This window comes from Bacillus fonticola (assembly GCF_012955605.1).
In the GTDB taxonomy this organism is placed as follows: Bacteria; Bacillota; Bacilli; order Bacillales; family JC228; genus Bacillus_CG; species Bacillus_CG fonticola.
In genome coordinates this window covers 2,672,839-2,689,126 of sequence record NZ_CP052135.1, presented here as the reverse complement: position 1 = coordinate 2,689,126, position 16,288 = coordinate 2,672,839, and the positions used below count along the sequence as shown (strand labels likewise).

Annotated in this window: 14 protein-coding genes; 11 read left to right on the top strand and 3 right to left on the bottom strand. The window is 44.9% G+C overall.

Annotation, left to right across the window (positions count from 1 at the left end; genetic code table 11):
* The first annotated feature begins 1,282 nt into the window (after positions 1-1,282).
* The 3 genes from HHK01_RS13310 (at position 1,283) to HHK01_RS13300 (ending at position 4,404) form a co-directional block, all read left to right on the top strand.
* Positions 1,283-1,510 (top strand): hypothetical protein, encoded by a 228-nt coding sequence (locus HHK01_RS13310; protein ID WP_170008229.1) that lies wholly within the window; start codon positions 1,283-1,285, stop codon positions 1,508-1,510.
* Positions 1,511-1,584: 74 nt separating this feature from the next.
* Positions 1,585-2,160, top strand: a complete 576-nt coding sequence (locus tag HHK01_RS13305) for a TetR/AcrR family transcriptional regulator (RefSeq protein WP_170008228.1) — start codon at positions 1,585-1,587, stop codon at positions 2,158-2,160.
* A 135-nt stretch (positions 2,161-2,295) separates the two neighbouring features.
* A complete protein-coding gene (locus tag HHK01_RS13300; protein WP_170008227.1) occupies positions 2,296-4,404 on the top strand; it encodes an MMPL family transporter in 2,109 nt (702 codons plus the stop codon).
* 103 nt (positions 4,405-4,507) lie between these two features.
* Here HHK01_RS13300 and HHK01_RS13295 read toward each other — a convergent pair whose 3' ends face one another.
* Entirely contained in the window at positions 4,508-5,008 is a 501-nt protein-coding gene (locus tag HHK01_RS13295; protein ID WP_170008226.1) for a SurA N-terminal domain-containing protein, read from the bottom strand.
* A gap of 916 nt (positions 5,009-5,924) precedes the next feature.
* Complete coding sequence (locus HHK01_RS13290; RefSeq protein ID WP_170008225.1) at positions 5,925-7,025, bottom strand: Delta(10) desaturase DesB; 1,101 nt, start codon at positions 7,023-7,025, stop codon at positions 5,925-5,927.
* Between the two features lie 648 nt (positions 7,026-7,673).
* Here HHK01_RS13290 and HHK01_RS13285 point away from each other — a divergent pair.
* From HHK01_RS13285 to HHK01_RS13250, 8 genes are all read left to right on the top strand, one after another.
* Positions 7,674-8,294: a hypothetical protein gene (locus tag HHK01_RS13285; protein WP_170008224.1), complete on the top strand. Its 621-nt coding sequence runs from the start codon at positions 7,674-7,676 to the stop codon at positions 8,292-8,294.
* Positions 8,295-8,621: 327 nt separating this feature from the next.
* On the top strand, positions 8,622-10,700 hold the full coding sequence (locus HHK01_RS13280; protein WP_170008223.1) for a BglG family transcription antiterminator: 2,079 nt from the start codon (positions 8,622-8,624) through the stop codon (positions 10,698-10,700).
* Positions 10,701-10,764: 64 nt separating this feature from the next.
* Positions 10,765-11,208, top strand: a complete 444-nt coding sequence (locus HHK01_RS13275) for a PTS sugar transporter subunit IIA (protein WP_170008222.1) — start codon at positions 10,765-10,767, stop codon at positions 11,206-11,208.
* Entirely contained in the window at positions 11,205-11,471 is a 267-nt protein-coding gene (locus HHK01_RS13270; protein ID WP_170008221.1) for a PTS sugar transporter subunit IIB, read from the top strand. The genes HHK01_RS13275 and HHK01_RS13270 overlap by 4 nt, the downstream gene beginning before the upstream one ends.
* Before the next feature lie 31 nt (positions 11,472-11,502).
* Positions 11,503-12,798, top strand: a complete 1,296-nt coding sequence (locus HHK01_RS13265; protein ID WP_170008220.1) for a PTS ascorbate transporter subunit IIC — start codon at positions 11,503-11,505, stop codon at positions 12,796-12,798.
* A 62-nt stretch (positions 12,799-12,860) separates the two neighbouring features.
* Positions 12,861-13,853, top strand: coding sequence for a phosphotriesterase family protein (locus tag HHK01_RS13260; protein WP_170008219.1), 993 nt, complete (start codon positions 12,861-12,863; stop codon positions 13,851-13,853).
* A gap of 5 nt (positions 13,854-13,858) precedes the next feature.
* Positions 13,859-14,596, top strand: a complete 738-nt coding sequence (locus HHK01_RS13255; protein WP_170008218.1) for a creatininase family protein — start codon at positions 13,859-13,861, stop codon at positions 14,594-14,596.
* A 1-nt stretch (position 14,597) separates the two neighbouring features.
* Positions 14,598-15,335: an SIS domain-containing protein gene (locus tag HHK01_RS13250; protein ID WP_170008217.1), complete on the top strand. Its 738-nt coding sequence runs from the start codon at positions 14,598-14,600 to the stop codon at positions 15,333-15,335.
* 12 nt (positions 15,336-15,347) lie between these two features.
* Here HHK01_RS13250 and HHK01_RS15630 read toward each other — a convergent pair whose 3' ends face one another.
* Positions 15,348-16,271 carry a hypothetical protein gene (locus HHK01_RS15630; RefSeq protein ID WP_228027576.1) on the bottom strand — a complete coding sequence of 308 codons (924 nt, stop codon included), beginning with the start codon at positions 16,269-16,271 and terminating at the stop codon, positions 15,348-15,350.
* Positions 16,272-16,288: the final 17 nt, after the last annotated feature.

Below are 16,288 nucleotides of genomic sequence, written 5' to 3'. Positions count from 1 at the left end.
AGGATGAAAAATGGATAATCAGCAGCCAAGCTCCTGTAAGGAAACTCTGGAGAAGGTTCAACGACTAGAGAATACGGTCTAAGGCAAAAGCTATGACTATGAATCTCGTAGGGCAGCGGGAAGCTGTTCGAAGTGCCCAGCTCCATGAAAATACATGGATGAAGATATAGTCTATTCTGTAATCGAAAGATACAGTCGCAAAGCAAGCGAACCAACAACCACAAGGAGTTTTACAACTTCTTCGTTAATAATAAGTACAAAAAAGGGTTGCCGATGGCAACTCTTTTTTCTGTACAATTTCAAAATGAAAGCTTTGATTCTAGAGACTTCTCCTACGGAAATAATTTGATTTTTGAATTTTGGCGAACTTTGGTTTTACTATCTGGCTTTGTGCTTGCTGTTCGTCTGTTTTAAATAAAAATTCGGTAATCAGTGTTATTAATCTTTTCATCACTTTCATCTCCCTCGGAATAATAACTAAATTATATATGTTATGGAAACACGGGGACGGTTCGTGTGTTTCCCTAGTTTTTAACAATAGTGGGAGAAGAGAGGGCACGGTACTCTTGCTTCCTCTCAAGGGAGTTAAGTGAACGGTGCCTGTCACCACTCGAAATTTGTCGAATGAATGTGTTTGACATAGAGGAAGTCATGCAGTTCACGTTCGTTCCGCAGTTTAAGAAACTTAAAGATGAACTAGAGAGAGCTTTTCGACCTTATCTAATATCGTAAGTGTGTTGGCAATATTCAATCTATTTGTAGTGTTGTCACCAGAGTAATGATAGAATACAAGTGTAACTACATAAAGCAGGGTGGCGGCTGACACTCCCTTGTAGAAAGGGGGTGACGCTGATGGAGACAACTGAAATCGTTGCAATTGTCATTGCTGCACAGACTCTTCAGGCTGTGTGTATACAGCAACTATTGTAGCAATCGTTGTCGCCATAAATAAAAAGAAATAGCCACCCCGCTCAGACCAAAGTTGGGTGACTATTTCTTACATCCCTAATTAGGTTAGCCGCTAATCCTTGCGGCATGTAGTTCAACCTGACCGTGCGTAGTGCAACCTACCACGGTCTTCTTTATTACTACGCTATATGTACTCATATTATACATGCTGACATGACATAGAGCAAATTGAAATGTGGTGGTATTGATATGTCCGAATCCCTTCGAACGAGCGTTTCCTAATATGAAAGAGTGCCGGTTAGCCCCTTGTGTCAGAAAAGTATTACAGATAGTATAGTTATAACAGTAAAGTAAGGCAAAAGAACGGAACCTCTTGAAGTCAACAGTGCATCGTCCACAGGAAAGCGTGTTTGGTGAGGATGTGTACGCTTCCTTATTCAGCAAGGCGAACGCTCTGTTCGAGTCACTAGCTCACAACGGGTATCGATTCACCATGCCTCCGGAAGTAGCTGAAGATTTTGTTGTGGATGTGGTGAATCATAACTATACGTTTGAACAGATGGAAGCGACGTTAGAGGAGTATAGTGAGAAGTGGGGTTAAAAGAGGGATATTTAGTTGGGTCTGTGCCTGTCCCACTGTCCAAATTTGTTCTATAATAAAATCGAGGTGAAAAAATGGCACGTGAACGTAAATTCTCTACTGATGATCTATTTCAAGCAACCAGGGCTCTTCTTCTACGCCACGACTATGAGGGATTTACTATTAGTCTTTTAGCAGATCAATTGGAGGTATCAAGAGGAGCTTTATATAAGTATTTTGTGAATAGAGAAGAGCTCATTTCTGAATTTATGGTTTATGAAATGAATCAATTTCTTGTTGAATTAAAAAAGATTGAAATTCATAAAGGATTTGAAGCACAATTCGATTTTTTAATTGATCTTTTTTTTGGAAAGCCCGATACCCTTCGTCTTATTAAAATAGGTAGACAAATCCCTACTCATACCAACCAAAAGGTACAGAATAATAAAAAGCAGTTAGATCAGCTTCATATTAGCATGTATTCTTATCTAGAGAACTTCATTCAACTTGGTCTCAAGGAAGGGAAACTTAACCCAAATATTCCCAACTCTTTAATGCTCTCATACATCTTTCAGTCGGTTACCATTCCTAATCACTTTGAGACTCCATATTCAGTCTGGGTTAGCTCAATTAAAGAAATGCTTCGTAACGGAATGTTCATAAAAAGTTAATTGACACTTATGTCACTATACCAGATAATGATGGTGACAGCGGTGTCAATTTTATTTTTATTAAAAGTAACAGTTGTGTCACCTTATTGAGTACAACATTTACTTAAAGCCTCCGGAGAAGGAAGGGTAAAAATAATGAAGAAAATCTTACAAGCAGTGACTGACCGCGTTTCAACCAAAAGAGGAATGTGGATTACTTTATCCATTTGGTTTGTTGTTACCTTGTTATTAGCTGCGCTTGCACCAAACGCGAAAGATTATGAGGTTTCAAGAATAGCTTCTCTACCGGATAATGCCAAATCAGTTATTGCACAGAAAAAAGTAGATAGATACTTCCAAGATCTTAAAGGCACTCCAGCCATTCTAATTTTTCAAGCAAAGGAAGGTAGTCTAGCATTTAGTCAGATAGTTGAACTTTTTAGTACAATTGAAGGTCAGGAGATCGAAGGACTCGAACTTTTGATTCAGTTATCATCCTTACCCCCTCAGGCAGTAGCAGGTCTCTTATCTGAGGACGAAACAACCGCCGTCATTCCTGTTTCTTTCAACTCTGCTTTAGAGACAAAGGAAATTAACGATGCAAAAGAGAAACTTGTTAACGTGGTAGAGGAGTCATCTGATTTAAATCTGTACATGACAGGTCCTGCCGGAATTGCAACCGACTCCCTGGATTTATTTTCCAGAGCCGATCTGGTCCTTTTATTCTCAACAGTTGGTTTAATTCTTGTTTTATTAATGGTTATTTATCGTTCACCATTACTGGCCATGATTCCCTTAATTGCCGCAGCTTTTGTCTATGAGGTTGTTATGCAAACGCTTGGGTTAATGGGGAAAGCCGGCCTACTACTAAGCAATCAAACGATATCAATCATGTCCATCCTTTTATTTGCTTCAGTCATTGATTATTCACTATTTGTCTTTTCCCGCTTTCGCGAAGAGTTAAGTAGGGAAGAAAGCAAATTTAATGCCATGAAAGCAGCAATGAGAGAGACTGGGATGCCTGTCTTCTTTTCAGGTGGTACTGTTTTAGCCGCAATGCTTGTATTATTTTTTGCCCAATTTGGTGACTATCGGAATTTTGCTCCAACCTTTGCCACAACAATGGTCGTTATTATGCTGGCTTCTATAACATTAGTTCCTGCTTTGTTTACTCTATTCGGAAGAAAGTCTTTCTGGCCTAAAATTCCTAAAGTAGGAGGAGACAAACTCAAGAAAAACACTATATGGAGCAAGGTGGGGCATTTTGTTGTTCGAAAGCCTGGCCTTTCAGTAGTTGTAATTGGGATATTTCTTCTTTTGTCGGCTGGGAATATATTTAACCTTCAATATGAATTCGATACAATAAAATCTTTCCCTGAAGATATGCCTTCACGACAGGGCTATGAAATTTTGGAAGAAAAATTTGATAAAGGAGATCTTGCGCCAACTACTGTTTTATTAGAAGCTGATGACACAGTGACAAGTGAACAGCAAGTAAAACTGAGTGATGTCCTTATTGCACAGCCTCTTGTCCGTAATGTTCGGATCAATGGTATGGCAGAGGATGATACAGTTATTAGATACACCCTTACTTTTGAAGAAAGTCCTTATGCAGTTGCCACTATTGACGCGATGGATGAAATCATTCAAAAGTCAGATCAGATCCTAGCGGAAAGTAATCTCGACGGGAACCTATATTTCTCAGGTGAGACCGCTACACAAGTGGACGATCGTTCGACGAATAATAGAGATGTCATTGTCATTGTGCTATTGGAAACCCTTTTAATTTTTGTGATGCTTATCTTCTTAACCGGAACAATTAAGATGCCGATTTACATGATGGGAACGATCTTAGTCTCTTTCCTTGCTGCATTAGGATTAGGCATGTTTTTAACGAATATATTTTTTGATATAAATACGATTAGCAACCGGGTTCCCCTATATTCCTTTGTTTTCTTAGTAGCCCTAGGAATTGATTATAATATCATCTTAGTCTCAAGATTCCAGGAAGAAAGGCGGAACCATCCTGTGAAAAATGCAGTTGAGATTGCGGTCGCGAACACAGGTGGTGTCATTTCATCAGCAGGAATTGTTCTTGCAGCTACATTTGCAGTCTTGATGACACAGCCGATTCAATTACTTTTTGTATTTGGTTTTATAGTGGCTGTCGGAATTTTATTAGACACCTTCTTAATCAGGGGTATATTACTACCTGGATTCATTGTGCTATTGGAGAAAGATAAAGCGGTAAAGGAAAATAAATAACATATTAGGTGGGACAGAGGGATAGGTAGCTATGGTTTATAAAGTGCTTAGCTCGCCCATTAAAAAACCAGGTCCCAAAACGGAACCTGGTTTTCCAAAGGTATTAAATATTCACCGTAACGTCTGCACCTTCACGCAGTTTTGTAACCAGTGCTTGAACGGCTTCTGACTCTTTTTGCATCTTTACCTCTTCTTCAAGGTCTGGTTTCACTTCATCAAAAGATGGAGCTTCTGCATCTTCCCCTGCTTGCTCTTGCTGGGCTACCATCTGATCATAAGCTGCTTGTAGCTCTTCATCCGTAGGTGTGATGTCACCAGACTCACTAGCGACAAGCAAATCTACTTTTACTTGCGGTTCCAATTGAGACATGACTTCTTCTTTACCCATGCCTTGTTCTTCCAAAGCGGCCAAAGATTCATCTTTGGATTCGAGTCCATTTTGGGATGCTAATCGATCGAGTGTTTCATTGAAGTCTTCTTCTGAAACGTTAATATCACGGGTATCTGCTTCCTGTATAAGGAGCTCCTGTCCGACCATGCTTTCTGCAATTTGTTTTTTTAATTGATCTTGATCAATCTCTTCGCCGGTCATTTGAGACATCATGGCAAAAGTGGGGGAAGTCCATCACACGTGCCTGGAACAGTTTATTACATGCCTAGCTCGCCTATTTCAAATGCGCAGACTTGGGGGGGGAATGCTCAGACTTGAGGGGGAAATGCTCAGACTTGAGGGGGAATGCTCAGACTTGGGGGGGGGATGCTCAGACTTGAGGGGGAATGCTCAGACTTGAGGGGGAATGCTCAGACTTGGGGGGGGGATGCTCAGACTCAGGGACAAATGCTCAGACTCAGGGGCAAATGCTCAGACTTGAGGGTGAATGCTCAGACTCAGGGACAAATGCTCAGACTTGGGAGGAAATGCTCAGACTTGGGAGGGAATGCTCAGACTCAGGGACAAATGCTCAGACTTGAGGGTGAATGCTCAGACTTGAGGGTGAATGCTCAGACTTGAGGGTGAATGCTCAGACTTGGGGGGAAATGCTCAGACTTGAGGGGGAATGCTCAGACTTGAGGGTGAATGCTCAGACTTGGGAGGAAATGCTCAGACTCAGGGACAAATGCTCAGACTTGGGGGGAAATGCTCAGACTCAGGGACAAATGCTCAGACTTGGGGGGAAATGCTCAGACTTGGGGGGGAATGCTCAGACTTGAGGGGGAATGCGCAGACTTGGGGGGAAATGCTCAGACTTGAGGGTGAATGCTCAGACTCAGGGGGGAATGCTCAGACTCAGGGAGAAATGCTCAGACTTGGGGGGAAATGCTCAGACTCAGGGACAAATGCTCAGACTTGGGAGGAAATGCTCAGACTCAGGGGCAAATGCTCAGACTCAAGAACCAAATACTCACACTCATCAGATCCGAAAAGGTACCAATGCCTTGTTGCGAGATTGACGATAGCAAAAACGAATAAGAAAAGGCGCAAACACATCAATTTGTGTTTTGCGCCTTTTCAAAAGCTACTAAGCCTTCTCCGTCTTGCCCTTTTTCAAAAAGAAAGCCGTCCCTTTTAGGTTGAGCTTTTGAAATTTGATTTTCGCTGGATCTAGGCCGTGTCCGAGTGATCCGTATACATTGCCTGGATATGGATCAATGAGAGCGGTACCGTCATCATGGTAGACACGTGGTGTTCTCCACAGTGTGACTAACGCCTTTGTCATCGGCATTTCATGATAGCGTTCTGGCCACATACTCTTAATGTGTTCTTTCACCATCGGGTAATATTTAGAGCTCATCGCCGGAAAAAGGTGGTGCTCTGTGTGGTACGAAAAGTTAAAGTGTAGGGCGTCGACCCATTTTGGCACCGTCACCGTCAAGCTGTTTGCGAGCGGATCATTGACTGGAACGAGTGGGTTAAGTCTGTGGTTCGTTGAGATATACGCCATGACGATAAAGTTTGCGATCAATAGTGGTATCACAAACGCAAAGAGCCATTTTAGTGGTCCGATCCAAACGAGTAATCCGATCCAGGTGACCCAAGGAAGAATAAGTTGAACAACAACCATTGGGCGGTTCGTGCTTTTGAATTCCTTCAAGTACACGACAAACATCCGTAAAGAATGCATCGTAAATGTGATCGTCAGCGACAAAAAGCTGAAAAATGCACGTACTGGAAGGGGTAGTTTATAGATCCAGCGTAGAATTTTAATTTTTGATAGTTGACGAAGGCTTGGCCAAGAATCTGGGTCGAGTTCTTCGTGCTGTGTATGCACGTGATGGTCCATGTTGTGCCACTTTCTCCAAAGGCGTGGCCCCGTGCTAAGCGGCCAAAAGGCTACGGCTCCAAGGAAATTTCGTACCCAAGGTTTTTTCACCACGGTTCCATGAAGTATTTCATGTCCTAAAAACCCCATTGAAGCAAAGCTGTTCCCGAGTACAAAGGCGATCAATAAGTAAAACCAAGGACTCATATCAAACATGATAATCGATGTTAGACCTGCGAGAGAGATCAGTAGATAGACGAGACCACCCCAAAGACGAGAAGGTACCGGCTTTAAAACGTGTTTTGGTAATTTTTTTGCAACGCGTGACGCGTACCAACCAAATGAATGTAGTTCTTTCATGCATGAACTCCTTTTGTATACTCAACTCTGATTTTTTCTAGTTATATCCATTACAGAGAGAAGTTATTAGTATTTTTTCGAGGAATTTAGCATCGTTTCCACTTCACTCCAAGTGCTCTTTATCGTATCACAAAAAACTCCGTAAATATAGGCTTGTAGTTAACTGTAATAAGTGCGCAGTGTGAACAATCTTTGTCTTCATGATCTGTAAAAGTTTCCACTTCCATTCAAATATCCGTTTTGTAGTCCGATAGTAATAGTAATGATGGCCGATTTTAATTATTGGTAGGTGATGTGTATGGAATTGTTTACTATGTTTATTTTATTTGCCGTGATTGTTCTTATTCGTCAAGGAGTGCGTAAGAGACAAGAGCGGAGAAAGCTAATGCGGATGTATGCGAATGGGTTTTTAAGTATTTTACCGAAAGGGCTGACCTTTTACAAAGTAAGGCGCGTATATCAAGAATTTCACGAGGATCTCACTATGTGTTTAGACTTTAGCATCGTGACACTACAAAACAGTTTGCAATGCTCGTACATAGATGAAAAAAAATTGCCCCACATCTGGAGGCGCAATTTGAGGAAGAAAAGCAGGAATACGAAGCGCGCAATATCGACCCGAAGGCTTTAAGCAGGTTATTAAAGTATTTGCATGAGCTTTATGTGACCCGATCTGCTGCTGAGTATTATGAGGATTTAGAGCATTCAGCAAGACAAACGAAAAGATGGATGACGCGATTGGGTGACAGGCAGCTCCGCTATCAAAAGATGTTTCCTAGGCTTCACCGTGAGGAAATGAATAAATTAAAGGTAATGGAATATTATGCAGGCAAAGCAAACGTACAATTGGCTGCTCGTGAAACCAAACTGCGAATAGCCATTTCTCAACTTAGTCGTATAGAAAAGAAAACGATATTGGGCACTGTTTTTTCTATTCTAACAGCCCCGATTCGACATGCTTTCAATCTTGTAGACTCGATAATGGTCGGAGATGATACACAGTTTTTCAAAAGTGCTACGATGCTGGGTCTCACCTTCCTAGGAGTTGGTGCAGTTGCTGATGTAGCGGAAGCCTTCGAAGGTGTTGGAGCTCTAGTATCGCCGACAGATTTTACCTTGGAAGATCCGGGTGTGCACCTTGTAGCCCCGCATGAAGTAAGTGGCTATACGACAGCTGAAGGCACCGTAGTGGAATCGTACGAACGCGGAGGAGAGACTGGGTATTTGCGGTCAGATCCGGACGGATTTGAAGGCAATAATTTAGGTTAGGGAGCTTCCCTGTAGAAGGTAGCTAGGTGTAAAAACCAGCTACCTTTTTACATACATAAATCTCTCGTACTTCCAACCACAACCAGCCGCCACCCAATCCCCGCACAACCCTTTGTGCAACATTTGGTCTATTGAATCAGGGGGCCTTTCCATATAATTGAGGAGGAAAGGCTAAGTTCGCGAAACATAGGCACACTCGCCTCCTTGCGAGCGCAACGCCTTTCTAACCCACAACGTGTGGGCCCAAACTAGCAAGACTGTTTTCTCACAAGAACTGGTACGACCCGAAATTTGTCGAATCACAGTACGACTTGAGGGGGTGACTAGATGGATCAGCGAAGTTATGAGTTGTTAAAGGTTCTGCACGTTTCAGAGCAGCCGTTATCTGTTTCTGTATTGGCATCTCGTTTCTCTATTTCACGTCGGGCGGTGTATCACGATTTAGATAAGGTGAATGAGTGGTTGCGGGATCAACACCTATCGCCGGTCGTGCATTTACGTGGTGTGGGATACGGATTGGATGAACAAACAAAGACGGCATTGCAGAGTCTGTCTCCAGCTTCTACGGTCACGTACATCTTATCTCCCGAAGAGCGTGTCTCATGCATGGTGTTCCTCCTGCTATGTGCTGCGGAATCCGTACATGTTGAGGATTTGGCCAAGAGTTTAGAAGTGAGCCGGAACACGGTGTTAGAAGATCTGCATAAAGTGCGGAGTTTGTTTGCCAAGTACGAGCTAGAAGTCGTATCGGTGCGTGGCCGCGGATATGTCGTCGAGGGAGAAGAGTCCAAACAGCGTCGGTTGCTGTTCTCCATTTTGCCACCCGACTTTAACGCGGTTGACCGTGTGCCATGGCTGTTGCTGGCTATACGTGCGGCGAAATTCTCCTCCGTACAAAAGGATAGCAAGCTGATCACGCAGTTACTGACAGAGGCGGAAAGGGAGTATGGTGCCAGATTCGCGGATGAAGCGTTGTCACAGCTTGCCTTGAAGATCGTCCTTGTGTCACGAAGAATTCAGCAAGGAGCGGGTATACATCTTTCTGAAGAGGAGATCGCGATTCTTTCACAAACAAAAGCGTTTCAATCCGCCAAACAAGTTTGTGCAAAGTTACCGGACATACTTGGATCGACGTTTTCTCATGGCGAGACTGCTTTCATCACGCAGCTAATCCTAAGCACGAAAGTAGAGACAGTAAAGGTAGAGGATGAGGATCAACCACTTAAATGGGTGATTCGGAAAATGGTACAGGAATTCCAAATGTACGCTTGTATTGTCTTCTCTAACCAAGAGTCTTTGGAACACCAGCTGCTCGTCCATTTGAAGCCTTGTTTGCAACGAGTGCGGTTTGGATTGGAAGAAGAAGTACCGCTTACAGAGCACATTCAGGAAAAGTATCGGGATATATTCCAACTTACAAAGCGTGTGATCCCTGTGTTTGAAAATTTAGCTGGAAGAAGCGTTTCTGATAGTGAAATTGCGCTTATTGCCTTGCACTTTGGTGGCTGGCTACGAAAAGATGAGGTTCAGCTTACGAAACGAAAACGAATGATGATTGTTTGCATTCATGGTGTCGGAACGAGTCAATTTTTGAAAAGTAAGCTCGAGCACGTGTTCACAGATATAGATATAGTCGAAGTCGTATCGAAGCGGCAGTTTGAACGGCGGGAGCATTTGAATGTAGATGTTATCGTGACGACGGTTCCTTTGCCAAAGCAAGACGTACCAACGTTTTACGTGGATCCTATCATAAAGGACGATCAGGTAGAGCAAATCTTTCGCACGATGTATCCGGGTGGAAAACCTTCTACAGTAACAGAATCTGCAGTGGATGCTTTGATGCATCAGTTGGAAAGCTACGCCATGGTAAAAGATCGTGCGAGGTTCCGGCAGGTGCTTCAAGAATGGGCAACTAGCCAGCAAGGAACACCAGTCATACACCGTGCGAAGAGAGATCTCTTTTCTCTACTAACAGAAGATGTCGTACAAAAGCTACCGTCCGCAGAAAATTGGCAACAGGCGATTCAGTTAGCAGCCGAGCCACTTGTTCAAAAAGAAATGATTTCAGAATCGTACGTGGAAGCGATGATTGACCACGTCACAACTCACGGACCTTATATTGTTCTATCACCGGGGGTTGCATTTCCCCACGGCAAACCAGAGGAAGGCGTTCGCGAGCTTGGGTTCAGTTTACTACTGCTAGACGAATCGGTAGCCTTCTCAGAAAAAGAGAAACACCAGGTACGTTGTCTCGTAGTGCTCGCGCCAGTCGATCAAGAAGCTCATTTGCATGCAATTGGCCAACTGCGAGATGTATTCAAAGAAGGCATTCCAGACCAATGGATACAAGCCCAATCGAGAGAAGAGTTATACGCCTATATTCAGCAAAGTGTTAGCAAGTCATAACAATAAAATCCAACTCCTTATTAAAATGGAGGTTCACTCTATATAAAAGAAAGAGGCGTCAGGTATGCAGTTTTTAGGAAGAGATCTCGTTACGTTTCAGGTGGACTGTCAAACAGCTGAAGAAGCGATTGTCGCATCTGGAAAGCTTTTGGAACAACAAAATACAGCAACAAACAACTATGTAAAAGCGATGGTGCAATCTTTTCAAAAAAACGGCCCTTATTTTGTATTGGCGCCATCTATTGCCATGCCTCACGCCCGTCCTGAAGACGGAGTGAAGGAAGCTGCTGTCTCTCTTGTACAGTTAAAAAAACCAGTCGTATTCGGGCATCGGCAAAATGATCCAGTCGATTTAGTGTTTGGGTTAGGGGCATCTTCTAACGGGGAGCACTTAACGCTATTGCGTCGTTTAATGGCGCTTTGCGGAGATGCAGGAAAGATCGCAGCATTAAAGCAAGCGAGACAATATGAAGATATTCAAAATCTAGTAGATGGGGTGAAGGCATGAAAATTTTATGTGTGTGCGGATTAGGTCAAGGAACGAGTTTAATTTTACGAATGACCGTCGAGGAAGTGCTACAAGAACTGGGCGTGTCTGCAGATGTGGAGCACACAGATGTATCTACGGCTTCTAGTATGAATGCAGATTATATTGTCACGAGCCAAGAACTATCAGCGTCTTTGCAAGGGGTTCGTGCAAAGGTCATGATCGTGAATAACTATTTTGACAAAAATGAGATTCAAACAGCTCTATCTAGTCATCTCGGATAACTAATCGTAAGAAAACAGAGGGGGAAGAGAAATGGAATTTATTCAATGGTTAGCCAGTAACTTGTTCGGAACACCAGCGATTATGTTGGGGATTATTGTCCTTGTTGGTCTACTTTTGCAAAAGAAATCGGCCAGTCAGTTAATCGGTGGAACCTTAAAAGCAGTTATCGGCTTTTTAATTATTGGAGCGGGTTCTGGAATTATCGTTGGTGCATTAGTCGTTTTTGAACCGATGTGGAAGGAGGTATTTGGGCTTGAAACCTCTTCCTTAGGGGAGTTTATGGGAGAAGGAGCGTTCACATCGGAATACGGCAGTGCAATTACACTTGCGATGACAATTGGATTTTTGATCAACGTGTTGCTTGCTCGCTTCACACGTTTTAAGTTTATCTATCTGACTGGACATATGATGTTTTGGACGACAACGATTTTTGCGGGAGTTGTTGTGCATGAGGCTGGCGCTGTACCGTTTTGGCCACTTGTTATCTTTCTATCTATTATTATGGGGATTTACTGGACGTTGCAGCCTGCTATTACCCAGCCGTACATGCGCAAAATTACGGGGAATGACAACATTGCCCTCGGTCATACGTCTGCTTCCGTTGCTTTGCTTGCGGCTTGGGCTGGGAAATGGCTAGGGAATAAAGAGAATGATTCTGAGAAAATTGAATTGCCAAAGGGACTTGAGTTTCTACGTGATTCCAACGTGATTACCGCATTAACGATGGGGATTTTATTCTTTGTTGGTGCGCTAGTCGTTTCTTTCAAAGGAACGGAGGGTTCTGAAGCGTTGATCGCACAAGCGGGAGAGCAAAGTTTCATAGTGTACTCTTTAATTCAAGCGTTTACATTTGCTGCTGGGATCGCAGTTGTTTTGATGGGGGTGCGCATGTTCATCGGTGAAATCGTTCCTGCCTTCAAAGGGATCGCGACGAAAATTGTACCTGGAGCAAAGCCAGCGCTAGACGCACCTGTCGTTTTTCCATATGCACCGAACGCAGTCATTCTAGGGTTTTTAGGTGCCTTTGTCGGTGCTCTTCTCTGGTTGGTCGTGATCGGGAATACAGTGGCGTACATCTTTGTCCCGACAATGATCGTGCTGTTCTTCCATGGGGCAACGGCAGGTGTATTCGGAAATGCAACAGGTGGCGTACGCGGTGCCTTGCTTGGTGGATTTATCACCTCAACTGTTGTTGCGTGGGGGCAATTCATTATGGTGCGCTTCCTCATCGCTAGCACAATTCCAGACACCGCGATGTGGGCAGCAGACTCTGACATGTTCATCTTAGGCCCGATCATTCGGTTGTTATCAGGACTGTTTTTCTAAAACGCATAGTAAATTTCGGTGGGTACTCCTAGTCCCCGCCGAACTATTTGGAGGGAATAACGATGAATTTTATCCGTACATTACGAGGAGACATTTCACCAACAGAACTAGGATTCACGTATAGTCATGAGCATCTCGTTTGTCGTCCTCCTTATTGGGTAGAAAAGGGAGAAGACGATTTGTTATTGGATGACCCAGCGAAGACAAAGCTGGAAATGACAGACGTGAAACAAGCCGGAGTGCAAACAATTATAGACGCCACCGCTGTCGATTACGGAAGAGATGTCGAGGCTGTAGCTACTTTGTCTGAAGAAACAGGCATTCACATTGTCGGTACGGCCGGCTTTAATAAAAGCTTTTTGTGGAAGGCAGCGATACCTAAGCACCTACAAGGAGTGCTTGGGTATCGAGGTACTTTTGAAGAGTGGATTGAAGCCAGTGAGATAAACGAGCTTACTGAATTTGTTGTGCGCGAAGTAGAGGAAGGGTTAGAAGGGACTCAGTTTCGAGCTGGGCAGGTGAAGTTCGGAACTGGCTACAACCGCATCACCCCTTTAGAAGAGAAAACCATCCGAGCGGTAGCCCGTGCTCATCACGCAACGAAGGCACCCGTTCATTCGCATACCGAAGTCGGCACGATGGCTTTAGAGCAAATTGAGATTTTACGCCAGGAAGGGGTGCCGCTAGAGTTTGTGAGCTTTGGGCATATGGATCGTAATCCAGACTCGTATGTGCATGAGCAGGTGGCACGAACAGGCGCTTATCTTTCTTTCGATGGGATTGGGAAGATCAAATATGCTCCGGAAAGTACAAGGATCGAATGTATTTTAGAACTTGTTAAAAGAGGATACGAAGATCATGTTTTAGTAAGTGGTGATACTGCTAGAAAGTCCTATTATAGTCATTATGATTACGGACTCGGGTTGCAGCACATTGTAGCGAATTGGGTACCGAGATTTCAAGAAGAAGCCGAACGAGCTGGATTTGATGGTGAGCGTCTAATCCGTAAGTTTTTTGTAGAAAACCCGGCAAGATGCTTTGCGTGGAAGGAGTGACTGATATGCGTTGGGCAAAAGAAACTTCAACGACTATTCAAAGTAAATTGAACGACGAAACGATTGTGTTACTACCAATCGGAGCGGTTGAAGCACACGGACCTCACTTGCCGTTAGATACAGATAACGTGTTGGCAGAGCGCTTAAGCCACAAACTAGCAAACCGTCTTTCCAACACATACGTTTTGCCAACATTACCGTTCGGACAAGTATGGAGCCTGCAAGACTTCCCGGGGAGCTTATCCATTTCAAATGACGTGTTGATTCCATTCATCGTAGAGCTCGGTGAAAGTTTGTACGCAAAAGGGATCCGAATTTTGGGAATCGTCAATGCTCACTTAGGAAATGCTGTGGCCATAAAAGAAGCGGCTCGCACATTAGTGAGCCGTCACCCTGATCTCGTCACGTATACGTTTTTTTATCCTGGTTTGCGCGAAACTTCTGCACAAGTACGCGAGTCTGACCCTGTTCATGCGAGTTACGTGCACGCATGTGAAATTGAAACTTCGATCATGCTTTATTTGGCTGAGGAAGAAGTGGATATGTCTTTAGCTATTGATGATTATCCAGTTATTCCTGAAGAGGCAGACTACACTCCGACCCCGTGGAGTACGTTTACGGAGACGGCGGTTCTCGGTGAAGCAACGAAGGCTACGAGGGAAAAGGGAGAGATCATCGTAGAGGAAGCGGTGAAGCGGATGGTACGGATGTTGCAAAAGGCACGAGCAGAAAGGAGCCGATAGCATGAGAACTACTTATGCAAAAGAGCTACAGAAACGCATGGACGTTATGGAGTCTAAAGAGGTTTTACAAGCAGGTCGATGGATTGGAAAAGCCATTCAACATGGGGGCATCATTCACTTGTTCGGATGCGGACATTCTCACCTGTTGACGTTAGACGTGTTCTATCGTGCAGGCGGACTCGTGCCCATCTCGCCCATTTTACACGAGCCACTCATGCTGCACGAAGGGGCTGTCCGTTCTTCCCAATTGGAAAGAAAAGAAGGCTATGCGGATACTTTTCTGAATGAGGTGGACTTTCAAGAAGGGGATCTGTGCATCGTGATCTCCACATCAGGACGAAACCCAGTCCCTATTGACGTAGCTATGAGGGCAAAGGAAAAGGGGATTCCAGTCATTGTCATTACTTCCAAGGAATACTCGCTTCTACAACCATCAAGACATAGCTCCGGCAAGCGATTGTATGAGGTAGGCGACTTGGTGATCGATAACGCATCAGTGCCAGGGGATGCGGTGCTACAACATCCAAAAGTACCCGTCCCGTTCACCCCGACATCAACAGTAATCGGGGCCGCCATTTTGCAAGCGATGTTTGCAGAAGCAATTGGCTGGCTAGCCGACCAAGGAATAGAGGCTCCCATATTTTTAAGCGGGAACATCGAAGGAGCTGACGACCGGAACGAAGCGTTGATTGCGAGGTATGGAGCGCGAATCCCGCTGTTGATGCGAGGGCTAGGGTAGGGAACCCAATTTTTAACGGGAGTCGACCCCAAACATCGGATAGCGTGTCGCGAACATCGGATAGCGTGTCGCGAACGTCGGATAGCGTGTCGCGAACATCGGATAGCGTGTCGCGAACGTCGGATAGCGAGTCGCGAACACAGGATAGCGGATCGCGAACGTCGGATAGCGTGTCGCGAACGTCGGATAGCGGGTCGTAAACGTCGGATAGCGTGCTGCGAACACAGGATAGCGGGTCGCGAACACAGGATAGCGGATCGCGAACGTCGGATAGCGTGCTGCGAACACAGGATAGCGTGCTGCGAACACAGGATAGCGGATCGCGAACATCGGATAGTGGGTCGCGAACGTCGGATAGCGTGTCGCGAACATCGGATAGCGTGTCGCGAACGTCCGATAGCGAGCCGCGAACGTCGGATAGCGTGTCGCGAACGTCGGATAGCGTGTCGCGAACATCGGATAGCGTGTCGTGAACGTCGGATAGCGGGTCGTAAACGTCGGATAGCGAGTCGCGAACATCGGATAGCGTGTCGCGAACGTCGGATAGCGTGTCGCGAACGTCGGATAGCGAGCCGCGAACGTCGGATAGTGGGTCGCGAACACAGGATAGCGAGTCGCGAACATCGGATAGCGTGTCGCGAACATCGGATAGCGAGCCGCGAACGTCGGATAGCGTGTCGCGAACGTCGGATAGCGTGTCGCGAACGTCGGATAGCGTGTCGCGAACGTCGGATAGCGTGTCGCGAACATCGGATAGCGTGTCGCGAACATCGGATAGCGAGCCGCGAACGTCGGATAGCGTGTCGCGAACATCGGATAGCGAGTCGCGAACATCGGATAGCGAGCCGCGAACGTCGGATAGCGTGTCGCGAACATCGGATAGCGGATCGCGAACGTCGGATAGCTGCACCGAAACGTAGTGGAGCACCCAATCACTCAGGGTGCTTGTACAT